9 protein-coding genes are annotated in these 14,962 nt (G+C 67.9%); 7 read left to right on the top strand and 2 right to left on the bottom strand.

Annotated elements, in window-relative coordinates; translation table 11 throughout:
• The first annotated feature begins 82 nt into the window (after positions 1-82).
• Positions 83-547, top strand: coding sequence for an Lrp/AsnC family transcriptional regulator (locus tag RD110_RS04685; protein ID WP_076197168.1), 465 nt, complete (start codon positions 83-85; stop codon positions 545-547).
• An 81-nt stretch (positions 548-628) separates the two neighbouring features.
• Here RD110_RS04685 and RD110_RS04680 read toward each other — a convergent pair whose 3' ends face one another.
• A complete protein-coding gene (locus RD110_RS04680; RefSeq protein ID WP_076197166.1) occupies positions 629-1,390 on the bottom strand; it encodes a FadR/GntR family transcriptional regulator in 762 nt (253 codons plus the stop codon).
• Positions 1,391-1,620: 230 nt separating this feature from the next.
• Between RD110_RS04680 and RD110_RS04675 the strand changes: the two genes are divergently transcribed.
• Both RD110_RS04675 and RD110_RS04670 read left to right on the top strand, forming a co-directional pair.
• A complete protein-coding gene (locus RD110_RS04675; RefSeq protein WP_076197164.1) occupies positions 1,621-3,054 on the top strand; it encodes an aldehyde dehydrogenase family protein in 1,434 nt (477 codons plus the stop codon).
• A gap of 322 nt (positions 3,055-3,376) precedes the next feature.
• Positions 3,377-4,138: an SDR family oxidoreductase gene (locus tag RD110_RS04670; protein WP_076197162.1), complete on the top strand. Its 762-nt coding sequence runs from the start codon at positions 3,377-3,379 to the stop codon at positions 4,136-4,138.
• A gap of 27 nt (positions 4,139-4,165) precedes the next feature.
• Here the strand turns inward: RD110_RS04670 and RD110_RS04665 are convergent, their stop codons facing one another.
• Positions 4,166-4,615 (bottom strand): Lrp/AsnC family transcriptional regulator, encoded by a 450-nt coding sequence (locus RD110_RS04665; RefSeq protein WP_076197160.1) that lies wholly within the window; start codon positions 4,613-4,615, stop codon positions 4,166-4,168.
• Between the two features lie 277 nt (positions 4,616-4,892).
• Here RD110_RS04665 and RD110_RS04660 point away from each other — a divergent pair, with 277 nt between their 5' ends.
• The 4 genes from RD110_RS04660 to RD110_RS04645 all read left to right on the top strand — a co-directional run bounded on the left by RD110_RS04660 (position 4,893) and on the right by RD110_RS04645 (position 14,912).
• A complete protein-coding gene (locus RD110_RS04660) occupies positions 4,893-5,639 on the top strand; it encodes an alanyl-tRNA editing protein (RefSeq protein ID WP_076197158.1) in 747 nt (248 codons plus the stop codon).
• 46 nt (positions 5,640-5,685) lie between these two features.
• Positions 5,686-7,854: a protein-disulfide reductase DsbD family protein gene (locus RD110_RS04655; RefSeq protein WP_083686101.1), complete on the top strand. Its 2,169-nt coding sequence runs from the start codon at positions 5,686-5,688 to the stop codon at positions 7,852-7,854.
• A 175-nt stretch (positions 7,855-8,029) separates the two neighbouring features.
• Entirely contained in the window at positions 8,030-13,900 is a 5,871-nt protein-coding gene (locus RD110_RS04650; protein ID WP_076197156.1) for a PAS domain-containing protein, read from the top strand.
• On the top strand, positions 13,887-14,912 hold the full coding sequence (locus tag RD110_RS04645; protein WP_076197154.1) for a response regulator: 1,026 nt from the start codon (positions 13,887-13,889) through the stop codon (positions 14,910-14,912). The genes RD110_RS04650 and RD110_RS04645 overlap by 14 nt, the downstream gene beginning before the upstream one ends.
• Positions 14,913-14,962: the final 50 nt, after the last annotated feature.

Below are 14,962 nucleotides of genomic sequence, written 5' to 3'. Positions count from 1 at the left end.
GCGCAGGTGTTGCCATAGACGGCCGATGCGGCCGTCAACAGCAGCATAATCTGCTGCATTCTCAAAAATTCCCGGCAGAAAAATGAAACTTGACGCGGTCGACCTGCGCATCCTCGCCGAACTTCAACACGACGGCAGCCTTTCCAACGTGGAACTCGCCCGCCGCGTCCACCTGTCGCCCTCGCCCTGCCTGGCGCGTGTGAAGGCGCTCGAGGCCAGTGGGGTGATCGACCGCTACGTGGCGCTGGCCAGCGCCAAGGCGCTCGGGCTGGGGCTGAATGTGTTCATCTCGATCAGCCTCAAGACGCAGAGCAAGGAAGCGCTGGCCCTGTTCGAGCACCGCATCGCGCTGCACGACGAGGTGATGGAGTGCTATTTGATGACCGGCGACTCCGACTACCTGATCCGCGTGGCCGTGGCCGACATGGCGGCGCTGGAGAAATTCATCGTGGAGCAGCTCACGCCGATCCCGGGCATCGAGAAGATCCGGTCGAGTTTTGCGTTGAAGCAGGTGCGGTACAAGACGGCGCTGCCGTTGCCGCAATAGGCGGCTGCATGTCGTGCTTCGACGGGCTCGGCACGCACGGCGGTGGTTACCGTTCGCCCCGAGCTTGTCGAAGGGCCTGCTTCAAATCCCCGGCTCCGCCTCCAGCATCCGGATGCGCGCGTTCTCCACATGCCCGCGCATGCGCCGCCGCGCGGCTTCGGCGTCCTGGCTCTTGATCAGCTCGAAGATCGCCCGGTGCTCGTCCAGCGCATCCTGCGTGCGGCGCCAGGGTTTCATGTGCGCCAGGTGACGCCACAGGTTGACGGCGTGGCTCACGTCGTATTCCAGGGTCTTCAGCACCTGGACCATGCGCGGGTTGCCCGTCGCCTGGGCGATGGTCTCGTGGAAGCCGTAGTCGAAGTGGTGGGCCACGTCGCCGCTGGCTGCGGCGCGCTCGAAACCGTCGAGCATCTCCTTCATGCGCGCCAGGTCCTTCGGCTTGCGGCGCAACGCGGCCAGGTAGGCGCATTCGGGCTCGATCACCAGGCGCAGTTCCAGGCCGTGGAAGATGTGGCTCATGTCGGCCGGTGACCGCGCCTGCGGCACGGCGGGCGCCGGGCTCGGGTCGGCCGAGACATAGGTGCCCGAACCGCGGATCGATTCGACGAGCCGGTCGTTGCGCAGCCGGTCCAGCGCCTGCCGCACCACCGGGCGCGACACGGCAAACATCGCCGCGAGTTCGACTTCGGACGGCAGCCGCGCGCGCGGGGCGAGCTTGCCGGTCATGATCGAATGGAACAGGTGGTCGTACACGCGCTCGGCGAAGCGTTCGTGGCGCACCGGCTCCAATCCCTGGTGCAAGGGCTCGGCGGCGGTTTTCGGTACGGCGTGCAAGTTGCGCATCTCGGAATTATCTGCGCGGTGGCTTCATCGCCGGTCAGGGTTTGGCAGGATAGGTTTACAACTTTCTCACCACCTGATCCCTACAGTTATCTACGGAATGCCATCGGCGCACCGACTACAAGTAAACCTTGTTGACAACTTTTGAACCACGTCCCATGATGCCCCACACACACGCTGCCAGGTTTCGGGGGACAAGCGCCCCGCCTCGCAGCGCCAAAAACGGAGACAACGTGAAGCAACATTTCATCGCCAACCGCTGGGTGGCCGGCGCCTCGGGCGAAGCCATTCCCGTCATCGACCCCTCCACCGGCGAGACCTTCGACGCCCTGGCGCGCGGCAACAACGCGGACATCGACGCCGCCGTGCAGGCCGCCCGCACGGCCTATGAGGGCGACTGGGGCCGGCTCACCGCCGCCGAGCGTGGCCGGTTGCTGTACAAGCTCGGGCAGAAGATGCAGGACAAGGCGGAAGAGCTGGCACAGATCGAAGCCCGCGACTGCGGCAAGCCGCTGAAGCAGGCGCGCGCCGACGCCGCCGCCGTGGTCCGCTACTTCGAGTTCTATGCCGGCGCAGCCGACAAGCTGCACGGCGACACCATCCCCTACCAGAACGGCTACACCGTGCTGTCGGTGCGCGAGCCGCATGGCGTGACCGGCCACATCATTCCCTGGAACTACCCGCTGCAGATCTTCGGCCGCAGCGTGGGCGGCGCACTGGCCGCGGGCAACGCCTGCGTGGTCAAGCCGGCCGAGGACGCCTGCCTGTCGCTGCTGCGCGTGGCCGAACTCGCGGCCGAGGTCGGCTTTCCGCCGGGCGCGCTCAACATCGTCACCGGCTACGGCCATGAAGTGGGCGACGCGCTGGTGAAGCACCGCGGCATCGACCATGTTTCGTTCACCGGCTCGCCGGCCATCGGCAAGGTGGTGGTGCGCGCCGCCGCCGAAAACCACACCCCGGTGACGCTGGAGCTCGGCGGCAAGTCGCCGCAGATCGTGTTCGCCGACGCCGACTTCGACGCCATGCTGCCGGTGGTGGTGAACGCCATCGTGCAGAACGCGGGCCAGACCTGTTCGGCCGGCAGCCGGCTGCTGGTGGAACGCAGCGCCTACGAGAAGGTGATCGACCGGCTCTCCACCGCGTTCAGTCAGCTGCGTGTCGGCCCCTCGCAGATGGATCTGGACTGCGGCCCGTTGATTCGCCACACGCAACTGCAACGTGTCAGCGCGTTCCTCGACGAAGTGCGGCGCGACGGCCTGGGCATCGCCGCGCAGAGCCAGATCGTGCCCGAGGCGCCGAAGGGCGGCTTCTACCAGGCGCCGACGCTGGTGCGCGATGTGCCGGCCCGGCACCGGCTGGCGCAGGAAGAAGTCTTCGGACCCGTGATCGCCGCGATGCCGTTCGATGACGAGGCCGATGCGGTGCGGCTGGCCAACGGCACGGACTACGGCCTGGTGGCGAGCGTCTGGACACGCGACGGCGGCCGGCAGATGCGCATCGCGAAGAAGGTGCGCTCTGGCCAGGTGTTCATCAACAACTACGGGGCCGGTGGCGGCATCGAGTTGCCGTTCGGTGGAGTGAAGGCCAGCGGGTATGGGCGCGAAAAAGGATTCGAAGCGCTGTATGGCTTCACCGTTTTGAAGACCATTTCGATCAAACACGATTAAGGCACGGCTCATCCGCACCAGGCCCTTCGACAGGCTCAGGGCGAACGGTTACCAACATCCGTTCGCGCTGAGCACGTCGAAGCACCTTGTCCGAACCAGCCCCGTCGACAAGCGCAGGGCGAACAGGGAAACGGATACACCCATTCGAATCAGTCCACCCCGTTCGTGCTGAGTCCACCCCGTTCGTGCTGAGCCTGTCGAAGCACTTGGTCAGAACCAGGTCCTGCGAAAGGCTCAGGGCGAACGGTCACCAACATCCGTTCGTGCTGAGCCCGTCGAAGCACCCCGAGCACCTTTTCAATCATCATCAGGAGACATTCCCATGCGCCTCGCAAACAAAGTCATCATCGTCACCGGCGCCGGTGGCGGCATCGGCGAAGGCATCGCCAAGCGGCTCGCGGCCGAGGGCGCCAAGGTCGTGGTCAACGACATCCACACCGCGCACGGCGAGAAGGTCGTCGGCGAGATCGTCGCGGCCGGCGGTACGGCCTCCTTCTTCGCCGCCGACGTCACCAAGACGGACGACGTGAAGGGCTTGGTCGATACGGCCCTTAAACGTTACGGCCGGCTCGACGTGATGGTCAACAACGCCGGCTGGACGCACCGCAACCGGCCTGCGCTCGAAGTGCCCGAGGCCGAATTCGACAAGTGTTTCGACGTCAACGTGAAGAGCATCTACCTGGCCACGATCCACGCCGTGCCGGTGTTCCGCGCGGCCGGCGGCGGCAGCTTCATCAACATCGCCTCCACCGCCGGCCTGCGCCCGCGCCCGGGCCTGACCTGGTACAACGCCTCCAAGGGCGCGGCCATCACGGTCAGCAAGTCGCTGGCCGCCGAACTCGGGCCGGACAACATCCGCGTGAACTGCCTGAACCCGGTGTTCAACCCCGACACCGGCCTGTCGGCCGAGTTCGCCGGCGGCCCGGTGGACGAGGCACGGCGCGCCAAGTTCCTGGCGACGATCCCGCTGGGGCGTTTCTCGACGGCGCTGGACGTGGCGAATGCCGCGCTGTACCTCGCCAGCGACGAAGCCGCGTTCATCAGCGGCGTGTGCATCGAAGTGGACGGCGCCAGGTGTGTCTGAGCGCCGCCTGCAACAGAGGCTGAAGCGCTAAAGCGGCAGATCCGCCTTCTTCAAGGTGCGCAGCACGAAGCTCGACTTGCTGTGCCGGATGCCCTTGATCTTGTACAGCCGCTCGCGCAGCAGCCGCTCGTAGTCCTTGGTGTCCTTCACCGCCACGCGCAGCAGGTAGTCGTAGTCGCCGGAGACGAGGTAGGCCTCGATCACCTCCGGAATGCCGGCCAGCGTCTCGCCGAATTTCTCCAGCGTGTTGTCGGAATGGCTGTCGAGCGTGACCTGCACCAGCACCGTGTCGCCGAGATCGAGCGCCTGCGCATTCAGGCGGATGGTGTAGCCCTCGATCACGCCGGACTCTTCCATCTTCTTGATGCGGCCCCAGCATGGCGTGGCGCTCAGGCCGACCGCCTGGCTGATCTCCTGCAGGCTGGCGCGTGCGTTGGCCTGCAGAACTTGAAGGATTTTTCTGTCGATCTTATCCATGAAGATAAATTATCTACCCAAACCCATAAATAAGAAATTTTGTCTTAATTTTCTTGAATTCATCGAATAACAAGAAAGACTTTCCGGCGCTGCCGCGAGACACTTGTCTCCACTGCCAGCGCACTTACCGGTGTACCTGGCATGACAAGCCACCAGCGGGTTACCGCCCGCTGGGGAGCTTGGCCCCGCTGGCCCCACGAGATCCACCAGCGACCGGGCAAGCCATGCGGCCGGAGCGCGGACAATCGGCGGTTTACCGCCACAGCACGCCGTCGCCATGACCCAAGACCTCTTCCGCCAGGACGCCTACCTCACCGAGACCGCCGCCACCGTCACCGCCGTCACCGAGCAGGGCGTGGTGCTCGACCGCACCGTGTTCTACCCCCTCGGCGGTGGCCAGGCCGGCGACAGCGGCGTGCTGGCGCTGGCCGATGGCTCGGTGCTGGCCATCGCCGACACCCGCAAGGGCAAGGACGCCGAGGGCCAACCGACGGCCGACATCGTGCATGTGCCGGCCAACGACCAGGGGGAAGTGCTGGCGCGAATCCAGCCGGGCGACGCCGTCATCGCCCGCATCGACTGGCAGCGCCGGCATCGGCTCATGCGCTTTCACACCACCACCCACCTGCTGTGCCACCTGGTGCCGCAACTGGTGAACGGCTGCTCGATCACGCCCGACTACGCACGGCTCGACTTCAGCATGACCGACCCGCTGGACAAGGACGCCCTGACTGCCGGCATCGCCCGCCTGGTGGCGGCGGCGCATCCGCTCACCGTGGGCGAGATTTCCGACGAAGAACTCGACGCGAACCCGGCCCTGGTCAAGAGCATGTCGGTGCAGCCACCGCGCGGCAGCGGGCGCATCCGCACCATCCGCATCGGCGGCGACGCATTGATCGACCTGCAGCCCTGCGGCGGCACGCATGTGGCCAACACCTCGGAGATCGGCGCCGTCGTCGTCACCAAGATCGAGAAGAAATCCGCCACGACACGCCGCGTCGTGCTCGGCTTCGCACCGGCCTGAGCCGGGCAGGAACTTCGCCCTCGCGTCCGTGCTCCGACAAGCTTCCATGATCCATCGCTCCTCCTCCCACCTGCGGTTACTGTTTGCTATTTTTTTGATAGCTATCGGCGCGCTTTCCACCAGCGCCGAAGCCCAAAACAGTCTCAAAAACACGGTGACCACGCCGCAGGTGCGGGCCGAGTTGATGGCCCACGCGCCGAATGGCATCGCACCGCGCGAACCGGTCTGGGTCGGGTTGCAGCTCACGCACCAGCCCGAGTGGCACACTTACTGGAAGAATTCGGGCGACTCCGGCCTGCCGACGCAGCTCGAATGGACCTTGCCGCCGGGCGTGATGGCCGGCGACATCGCCTGGCCGATCCCGAAAAAGATCCCGATCGGCAACTTGGCCAACTACGGTTATGAACACACGGTGCTGCTGCCGGTGCCGCTGACCATCACGCCCGACTTCAAGCCTTCGCTGCTGGCCAGCGAACTCGAGGTCCGGCTCAAGGCCGTCTGGCTGGTGTGCCGCAAGGAATGCATTCCCGAGGAAGGCGAGTTCGCATTAAAAATCCCGGTGCGGGGCTCCACCGGCATCAACGGCGCGGCGTTCGAAGCGGCGCAGAAGGCCCAGCCGCAAGACCTGCCGCCGGGCAGCAGCTTGGCTGTGGACGGCCAGACGCTACAGGTCAGCGTGCCGGGTCTGCCGGCGGCGCTGCGCGGCAGAACGCTGGAGTTCTTCCCCGAGACCGGCGAAGTCATCGAGACCGCGGCGCCGTACAGCCAGGCCTGGGTGGGCGATGTGTGGACGGCCCGCGTGCCGCTGTCGGCGCAGCGCAGCCAGGGCCCGGCGTCGATGCCCGTCGTGCTGGTCGGCGGCGAGGAAGGGGCGCGCCAGGGGTATCGCGCCGAAGCCCGGGTGACCACGCCCTGGCCCCCCGCAGCGGCCCGCGCCGAGGTGTCGCCGGCCTTGCAGGCGGCCTTGGCCGGCAATGCGGCCAACACAGCAGACACAGCAACCGGGCCGAACCTGTCGCTGATCGCGGCGCTCCTCGGTGCCCTGCTCGGCGGGCTGATCCTGAACCTGATGCCCTGCGTGTTTCCCATTCTCGCCATCAAGGTCGTGGGCTTCGCGCGGCACGCGCAAGACCGGCAAGCGCGCCGGGTCGGCGGCCTGGCGTATGCCGCCGGCGTTATCGTCTCGTTCCTCGCGCTCGGCGCGCTGATGCTGGCGCTGCGCGCGGCCGGCGCGCAGCTGGGCTGGGGCTTCCAGTTGCAGTCGCCGGCCATGGTCGCGGCGCTGGCCCTGCTGTTCACGGTGATCGGGCTGAACCTGGCGGGGCTGTTCGAATTCGGCCAGTTCCTGCCGGGTCGGCTTGCCGCCATGGAGGCGCGCCACCCGGCGGCGAACGCGTTTCTCTCCGGCATGCTCGCCGTGGCCGTTGCCTCGCCCTGCACCGCGCCGTTCATGGGGGCCTCGCTGGGGCTGGCCGTGGCGCTGCCCACGGCGCAGGCGCTGGCGGTGTTCGCGGCCATCGGCCTGGGCATGGCCCTGCCCTACCTGCTGGCGAGCTGGCTGCCGGCCGTGGCCCGCTGGCTACCCCGGCCCGGCGCCTGGATGGACACGCTGCGCCGTTTCATGGCTTTTCCGATGTTCGCCACCGTGGCCTGGCTGGTCTGGGTGCTGGGCCAGCAAAGCGGCATCGACGGCGCGGGCGCGCTACTGGCGCTGCTGGTGGCGGTGAGCGCGGTGCTGTGGTCGCTCACGCTGGCCGGCCGCACGCGGCTGGTGGTGGCGGCCTTGTCGATCGCGGCGCTGGCACTGCTGGCCGGCACCATCGGCGGTACCGTGGTGGCCGCCGCCCCCGCCGGCACCACGGCGGCGGCGGCGGGCGAACGCTGGCAGGCCTGGGCACCCGAACGCGTGGACCAGGCCCTGGCGGCCGGCCAGCCGGTGATGGTGGACTTCACCGCCGCCTGGTGCGTCACCTGCCAGTACAACAAGAAGACCACGCTCGCCAACGCCTCGGTGCTGGCCGACCTCGCCGCCAAGAACGTGCAGTTGCTGCGGGCGGACTGGACCCGGCGCGACCCGGCCATCACCGCGGCGCTGGCCCGGCTCGGCCGCAGCGGCGTGCCGGTGTATGTGCTCTACAAGAGCGGGCGCGCACCCGTGGTGTTGTCCGAGGTGCTGGGCGTGGACGAGTTGCGCTCGGCGATCGCCCGTCTGTAGGGCGCTGCCGGGCTGCCCGCGGTGGACGGTGGAAAAGCGGCTCTCGAACAGTTTTCACGATTTTGGCGCTTGCGAAATTCGCAAGTGCGCATGAAATGCCTTTCTTTATAAGGATAAGCATGCGTTCATATCAGGAAATAATGGTGTATACCTTTTTCACCGAGTATTTCAAGAAATGGACGTCATCCACCGGCTCCTCTCTGGCGTGGGCGATTCGCCCCTGCGGTTCCAGGCCGGTCACGATTTCTGGCTGGCCGCTGTCGCGCTGGTCGTGGCACTGCTGGCGTCCACCCTCGCCCTGCATCTGGCTGCCCGCGCGCAAGCCGGCGAACTGCGCCTGCCACGGCTGATCACCATCCTGGCGGGCGCACTGGCATTGGCCGGTGCGATCTGGTCCACCTCGTTCATCGGACTGCTGTCGCTCCTGCTGCATCAGCCGCTGCAGTTCTGGCACCCGGCCACGCTGCTGTCGCTGCTGCCCGGTTTCTTCGGTGCCGCCGCCGCACTCTGGATGTTCATGCGGACCGAAGTCACGGCCTTGTGGCAGGCGCTGGCCGGGCTGCTGCTCGGCGCAGGCATCGTAGGCACCCACTACGTCGGGATGATGGCCGTGCCCGCGCCTTACGCGGCGCGGAGCGCGCCCTGGTCGGTGGCCGCCGCACTGTGTGTCAGCGTGGTGCTGGCCACCATGGCCCTGCGCCTGCGCTTTGGCGGCGACCGCAAGCTGCCCGGCGCAGCGACGCGTGCCGTGACGGCATCGGACGCGCCAGCTGGCAATCCCTCGCCGTTGCAGACCATGTGGTTCAGCGGCGCGGTGCTGGGACTGGCCATCGCCATCGCGCACCATCTCGCGCTGGCCGGAACGACTTGGACCGCCGCGCCGCGCCTGGCGCTCGACCTCATGGCACAGCGATCCGAGGGGGGCGCCACGGCCACGGTGCTCGCCGTGAGCCTGGGCACGCTGCTGCTGTTGATCCTGATGGCGAGCGCCAACGGCGTGCTGCACTACCGCCATCTCCTGCAGCAAGGCAAGGCCGCCGAGGCACGTTTGCTCGCCATCGTCGACACCGTGGCCGACGGCCTGTTGATGCTCGACGAGGCCGGCCTGATCCAGCGGGCCAACCCGGCCGCGGAGCGGCTGTTCGGCTGGTCCGCCGCCGAATTGTCGGGCCGCCATGCCAGCCTGCTGTTGCCGGAGATCCATGGGCCCAACCCCGACACTTCCGAACGCGGCGTCGAGAGCGCCCCCGAACAAGATTTCGCAGACCGCTTGCGCGCCGACGCCGCCGAGGGCATCGGCCGCGAGATGCTGGCCCGGCACCGCGACGGCAGCCTGCGCCCGGTACGGCTGGCCCTGGGCACGGCACGCTCGGGCCGGCGGCCGTGGTACGTGGCGCTGGTCACCGACGTGAGCGAACGCCGCGCCATGGAGCAGGCGCTGCACGACAGCGAGGCGCAATACCGCTCGCTGCTGCACAACAGCCCCGGCATGGCCTACCGCCGGCTGCTCGACGACGACCGGCCGGTGTTCGTGAGCGAAGGCGCGAAGGCGCTGACCGGCTGGCCCGCCGCCGAGTTCCTCGAAGGCCGCCAACAGGTCATCCACCTCGTGCATCCCGCCGATCGCGCGCTCTTCGAACGCGACACGCTGCAGGCGCTGCGCGAAGGCGGCCACTACGAGACCGAGTTCCGGCTTCTGCACCGGCATCGGCACACCGTCTGGGTGTTGTCGCGCGGCGGCGTGGTGCGCGACGCCGAGGGCCAGCCGCTGTGGCTCGACGGCCTGCTGATCGACATCAGCGAACGCAAGGCCGCCGAGCAGGCGCTGCGCGACGGCGAGGAGCAGTTCCGCTCGTTGATCGCCAACCTGCCCGGCATCGCCTTTCGCAGCGAGCCCGGCCGTGCGATCCGTTTCGTCTTCCTCAACGACGCCATGCGCACCGTGACCGGCTGGCCGGCGCACCTGTTCACGCAGCGGGCCAAGGAGTACGCCGACCTGATCCATCCGGACGACCTGGAGCGCACGCTCTCCGAGCGCATGCAGGCCATCGCCGCCGGGCACCCCTTCTCGATCGAATACCGCATCCGGCACCGCGACGGCCACTGGCTCTGGGTCTGGGCCCGCGGCGGCGCGGTCTACGGCGAAGACGGCGCACCGCGCTGGATCGACGGCGTGATCATCGACATCAGCGAGCGCAAGGCCATGGAGCAGGCCCTGCGCGACAGCGAACACGCCTACCGCTCGTTGATCGCCAACGTCCCCGGCGTGACCTTCCGGCTGAAGATCGCCGACTGGAGCACGCTTTTCGTGAGCGCCGCCATTGAGTCCATCACCGGCTGGACCGCCGAGGATTTCCTGCGGCACGGCCGCCACCTGCGCGGGCACGTGCATCGCTCCGACGAACTGCGCGTGGTGGCGGAAGTCGAGCTGGCCATCAAGGAACGCCGCAACTTCGTCGTCGAGCTGCGCATGGTGCACCGCGACCGGCGTGTCTTCTGGATGTCGGCCCGCTGCAGCATCACCTATGACGAGGCCGGCCTGCCGGTGTGGGTCGAAGGCGTGATGTTCGACACCACCGACCGCAGGACCGCGGAACAGGCGCTGCGCGCGAGCGAGCAGCTCACCCGCTCGCTGATGAACAACGCGCCCGGCGCCGTGATCCGTTTCCTGCCGAACTGGGCCACGGTCTTCGTCAGCGACGCCATCGAAAACATCCTCGGCTGGACCCCTGCGGACTTCAGCGAAGGACGGGTCGACTTCGAGAAGATCTTCCACCCGGACGATCTGCCGCAGACACTGAAGGTGGCCAACGATGCGGTGGCGACCAGGCAAAACTGCTCCATCGAAGGCCGCGTGGTGCACCGCGACGGCCGTGTCGTGTGGATCTGGTTCCAGGGCTCGCCCCTGCTGGACGACCAGGGCCAGGTGCAATGGGTGGACGGCATGCTGATCGACGTCACCGAGCGCCACGAAATGGAGCGCGCACTGCGGGAGCGCGAGGCGCAGATCAGCTCGCTCGTCGACAACCTGCCCGGCGTCGCGTTCCGCTCGCTGGTGGACGAGCACTGGACCACGGAATTCGTCAGCGCCGCCATCGAGACTTTCACCGGCTGGGAGGCCGACGAATTCATGCACAAGGGCCGCAGGATGAGCCAGCATGTGCATCCGGACGACCGGGCGTCGCTGTACGCGGAGATCCGATCGGCGCTGACCGAGCACAGGGGCTATGTGTGCGAGTTCCGGCTCCTGCACCGCAACGGCGATGTGCACTGGGTCTCGGTGCGCGGGCGCGCCACGCGCAACGCGCAAGGGGTTCCGATGTGGGTCGACGGCGTGCTGCTGGACATCAGCGACCGCAAGGCCGTCGAGGAAGCCCTCCTGGACAGCGAGCGCTTCACGCGGTCGCTGATCAGCAACATGCCTGGCACCACGTTGCGTGTCACCCCCGATTGGGCACCCCTGTTCGTGAGTGACGGGGTCCATCGCATGCTGGGCTGGAGTGCAGACGACTTCATGGCCGGGCGCGTCGACTTCAAGGACCTGCTGCATCCGGACGACGTAGCCAAGGCCGTGGCCGTGGCCAACGCGGCGATCGCCGAGCGGCGCAGCTACACCAACGACCATCGCATGTTCCACCGTGACGGCCGCGTCGTGCACACGATGTTCCACGGCACGCCGATCGTCGGGGACGACGACGTGGTGATCTCAGTCGACGGCATCCTCATCGACATCACCGAACGCAAGGCCATCGAACTGGCGCTGCGCGAGAGCGAGCAACTCACGCGTTCGCTCATCGGCAACACGCCCGGCGCCTCGATCCGCACGCTACTGGACTGGCGCACGGCGTTCATCAGCGATGCGATCCATGCCATCGTCGGCTGGAGCGCCGAAGACTTCATGCAGGGCCGCATCCACCTCCATGCCTTGCTGGCGCCCGATGACCTGGCGGACGTGCAGAAGATGGTGCGCCAGTCGATTGCGCAGCGCAGCGGCTACTCGGTCGAAAAGCCGATGCGGCACCGCGACGGCGGCACCGTCTGGGTGTGGTATCAGGGTGCGCCGGTCCTCGACGAGAACCGGCGCGTGAAGTGGTTCGACGGCATCCTCATGGACATCACCGCCCGCAAGACCATGGAGGAGGCGCTGCGCACCGCCAAGGACCAGGCCGAACAGGCGGCCGCAGCCAAGACCACCTTCCTGGCCAACATGAGCCACGAGATACGCACGCCGATGAACGCCGTCATCGGCTTCAGCGAGCTGCTGCTGGGCACCGCCCTCGACACCCAGCAGCGCCGACACGTCGGCACCGTGCGCAACAGCGCGCGTTCGCTGCTGGGCCTGCTGAACAACATCCTCGACACGGCCAAGCTCGAGCGCGGCGCCTTCGAGTTGGAGCAGCGCGACTTCTCGCTGCGAGAGCTGAGCCAGCAGGTGGTCGATTCGCTCGAACTCGGCGCGGCCAGCAAGGGCCTGTCCCTGTGGCTGGACTACGCCGAGGATGTGCCCGAGTACTTCAACGGTGACGCGCTGCGCATCCAGCAGGTGCTGACGAATCTCGTCGGCAATGCCGTCAAGTTCACGCTGCAGGGCGAGGTGCGGCTCGAGGTGGGCCCAGCCACCGACCCGACGCGCAACATCCGGCTGGTCGTGCGCGACACCGGCATCGGCATCGCCCCGGAACGGCTGGACGGCATCTTCGACCCGTTCGCCCAGGCCGACGCGTCGATGAGCCGCCGCTTCGGCGGCACCGGGCTGGGCACCACCATCGCGCGCCAGCTCGTCGAACTCATGGGCGGACGGCTCTCGGTGCAGAGTGCGCTGGGTGTGGGCAGCGTCTTCTGCGTCGAACTGCCGCTGGCCGAGGGCCGGCCGGTGAGCGCCGACACCGATGTGCTGCTGTATGAGTTCGCGTCGCTGCACATCCTGGCCGCGGACGACGTGCCGCAGAACCTGGAACTGCTCTCGCTGATCCTGGCCGAGGCTGGCCACCACGTCACCACCGCCACCGACGGCGAGACCGCGGTCACCGCCTACCTGTCCGGCGAGTTCGACCTGGTGCTGATGGACGTCCAGATGCCCGGCACCGACGGCCTGGAAGCCGCGCGCCGCATCCGCGCCGCGGAGCAGGCCGGCGGGCGGCGCCACACGCCGATCATCGCGCTCACCGCCAGCGTGCTGATCGCCGACCGGCAGGCCGCCGTCGACGCCGGCATGGACGGTTTCGCCACCAAGCCCATCGACCGCGCGGCGCTGATGAACGAGATGGCGCGGGTGCTCAAGCTGCCCAGCCTCGCACCACCGCCGGAGCCCGCCGCCAGATCCGCACCATCTGCTCCGGCGCTCGCGCCCGGAGCGCTGGCGCCACCCACCATCGATTGGACGGCCGCCCGCTTGCTGTGGGGCGGCAGCCGGGCCCACGCCAACGCAATCACACGCTTTCTGCAGGAACACGCCACGTTCTGCGATGCGCTCGCCAGCCTGCTCGCGCAGGGGAGTGTCGAAGCCGCGCGGCAGGCCGTGCACCGCGTGCGCGGTGCGGCCGCCAACCTGTGCCTGGCCGCCCTGGCCCAGGCGGCCGCGGCCATGGAAAAGGTACTGCAGGTCGAACCGGTGGACCTGTTGCGCGCCGCCGCGATGCTGCCCGCGCTGCGCCAGGCCTGGCGCGCCATCGAACTGCAGCGCGGCCAGATCGACGCACACGCCGCGCACGCTGACAACCCGGACCCGCCGTCCACGGTGCACCAGCGCGCTGGTGCGACCGCAGCCACCGAACCTGGACCGCCTTCAGCGGCCACGCCGGTGCCCACGGAAACGCTGGCGCTGGCGCGCGGTGCCATCACCAGCCTGCAGCGCGGCGAGCTCGATGAAGCCAGCCTGCAGGCCGTCGGCGCGGCCATGCGTGGCGGCGGCGACGCCGCCGTGGCCGACATGTTCGAAGCGGCGCTGGGCGATTTCGAACTCACCCGTGCCGAGCAGCTGCTGCGCGCCTGGCGCGACCAATTCCCACCCCTTGCCGATGAAAGGCCCTCCCATGCTTCCCGCTGATTCGCGCCCCCGCATCCTGATTGCCGACGACGAGCCCACCAACCTCCAGGTGCTGCGGCACATGCTGCAGGACGACTACCGCCTGCTGTTCGCCAAGGACGGCGAACGCGCACTGGAACTGGCCCGCACCGAACAACCCGACCTGGTACTCCTGGACGTCATGATGCCGGGCATGACCGGCTTCGCCACCTGCATCGCGCTCAAGAAGGACGGCCGCACCAGCAGCATTCCCGTGATCTTCGTGACCACCCTCAGCGACACCGAGGACGAGGCGCGAGGCTTCGAGGTCGGCGGCGTGGATTACCTGACCAAGCCGGTGAACCCGAGCATCGCCCGCGCCCGCATCCGCACCCACCTGTCGCTGGTCCAGGTCGATGAACTGCGCCAGACCCGGCTGGAGATCATCCAGCGCCTGGGCATGGCCGCGGAGTACAAGGACAACGAAACCGGCCTGCACGTGATCCGCATGAGCCACTACGCGCGCATCCTGGCGCTGGCCATCGGCTACAGCCCGGCCCAGGCCGACGAGTTGTTCAACGCCGCGCCGATGCACGACGTGGGCAAGATCGGCACGCCCGACGCGATCCTGCAGAAAAAGGGGCCGCTCACACCCGAGGAATGGGTGGTGATGCGCAGCCACGCCCGGATCGGCGCCGAGATCCTGGGCGAACATCCGCCCGGCATGCTGCGCCTGGCCAGCAGCGTGGCGCTGACCCACCACGAGAAATGGGACGGCAGCGGCTACCCGCGCGGACTCAAGGGCACGCAGATTCCGATCGAAGGCCGCATCATCGCCATCGCCGACGTGTTCGACGCCCTCACCAGCGAGCGCCCGTACAAGAAGGCCTGGACGGTGGAGGCCGCGGTGGAACTGCTGCAGCGCGAGAGCGGCAAGCACTTCGATCCGGAGCTGGTCACGGCGTTCCTGGCCCGGATGCCTGCACTGCTGGAAGTCAAGGAGCGCTGGGCCGAAACGGAAGCCTCGCTCGCGGCCATCGCGCCGGCGGCCTGAGCACCGCGTGACCGTGGGCCCGTATCGAGGCCCCGTTCCCTCTCTACAAT

Source organism: Rhodoferax koreense (genome assembly GCF_001955695.1).
In the GTDB taxonomy this organism is placed as follows: Bacteria; Pseudomonadota; Gammaproteobacteria; order Burkholderiales; family Burkholderiaceae_C; genus Rhodoferax_B; species Rhodoferax_B koreensis.
The sequence above is the reverse complement of the archived record's forward strand: the minus strand, read 5'-3'. Positions and strand labels throughout refer to the sequence as shown.

Excerpts from the sequence above, each read along its gene's own strand:
- RD110_RS04685 (WP_076197168.1), top strand. The coding sequence starts at position 83 with ATGAAACTTGACGCGGTCGACCTGCGCATCCTCGCCGAACTTCAACAC.
- RD110_RS04680 (WP_076197166.1), bottom strand. The coding sequence starts at position 1,390 with ATGCGCAACTTGCACGCCGTACCGAAAACCGCCGCCGAGCCCTTGCAC.
- RD110_RS04670 (WP_076197162.1), top strand. The coding sequence starts at position 3,377 with ATGCGCCTCGCAAACAAAGTCATCATCGTCACCGGCGCCGGTGGCGGC.
- RD110_RS04665 (WP_076197160.1), bottom strand. The coding sequence starts at position 4,615 with ATGGATAAGATCGACAGAAAAATCCTTCAAGTTCTGCAGGCCAACGCA.
- RD110_RS04660 (WP_076197158.1), top strand. The coding sequence starts at position 4,893 with ATGACCCAAGACCTCTTCCGCCAGGACGCCTACCTCACCGAGACCGCC.
- RD110_RS04655 (WP_083686101.1), top strand. The coding sequence starts at position 5,686 with ATGATCCATCGCTCCTCCTCCCACCTGCGGTTACTGTTTGCTATTTTT.
- RD110_RS04650 (WP_076197156.1), top strand. The coding sequence starts at position 8,030 with ATGGACGTCATCCACCGGCTCCTCTCTGGCGTGGGCGATTCGCCCCTG.
- RD110_RS04645 (WP_076197154.1), top strand. The coding sequence starts at position 13,887 with ATGCTTCCCGCTGATTCGCGCCCCCGCATCCTGATTGCCGACGACGAG.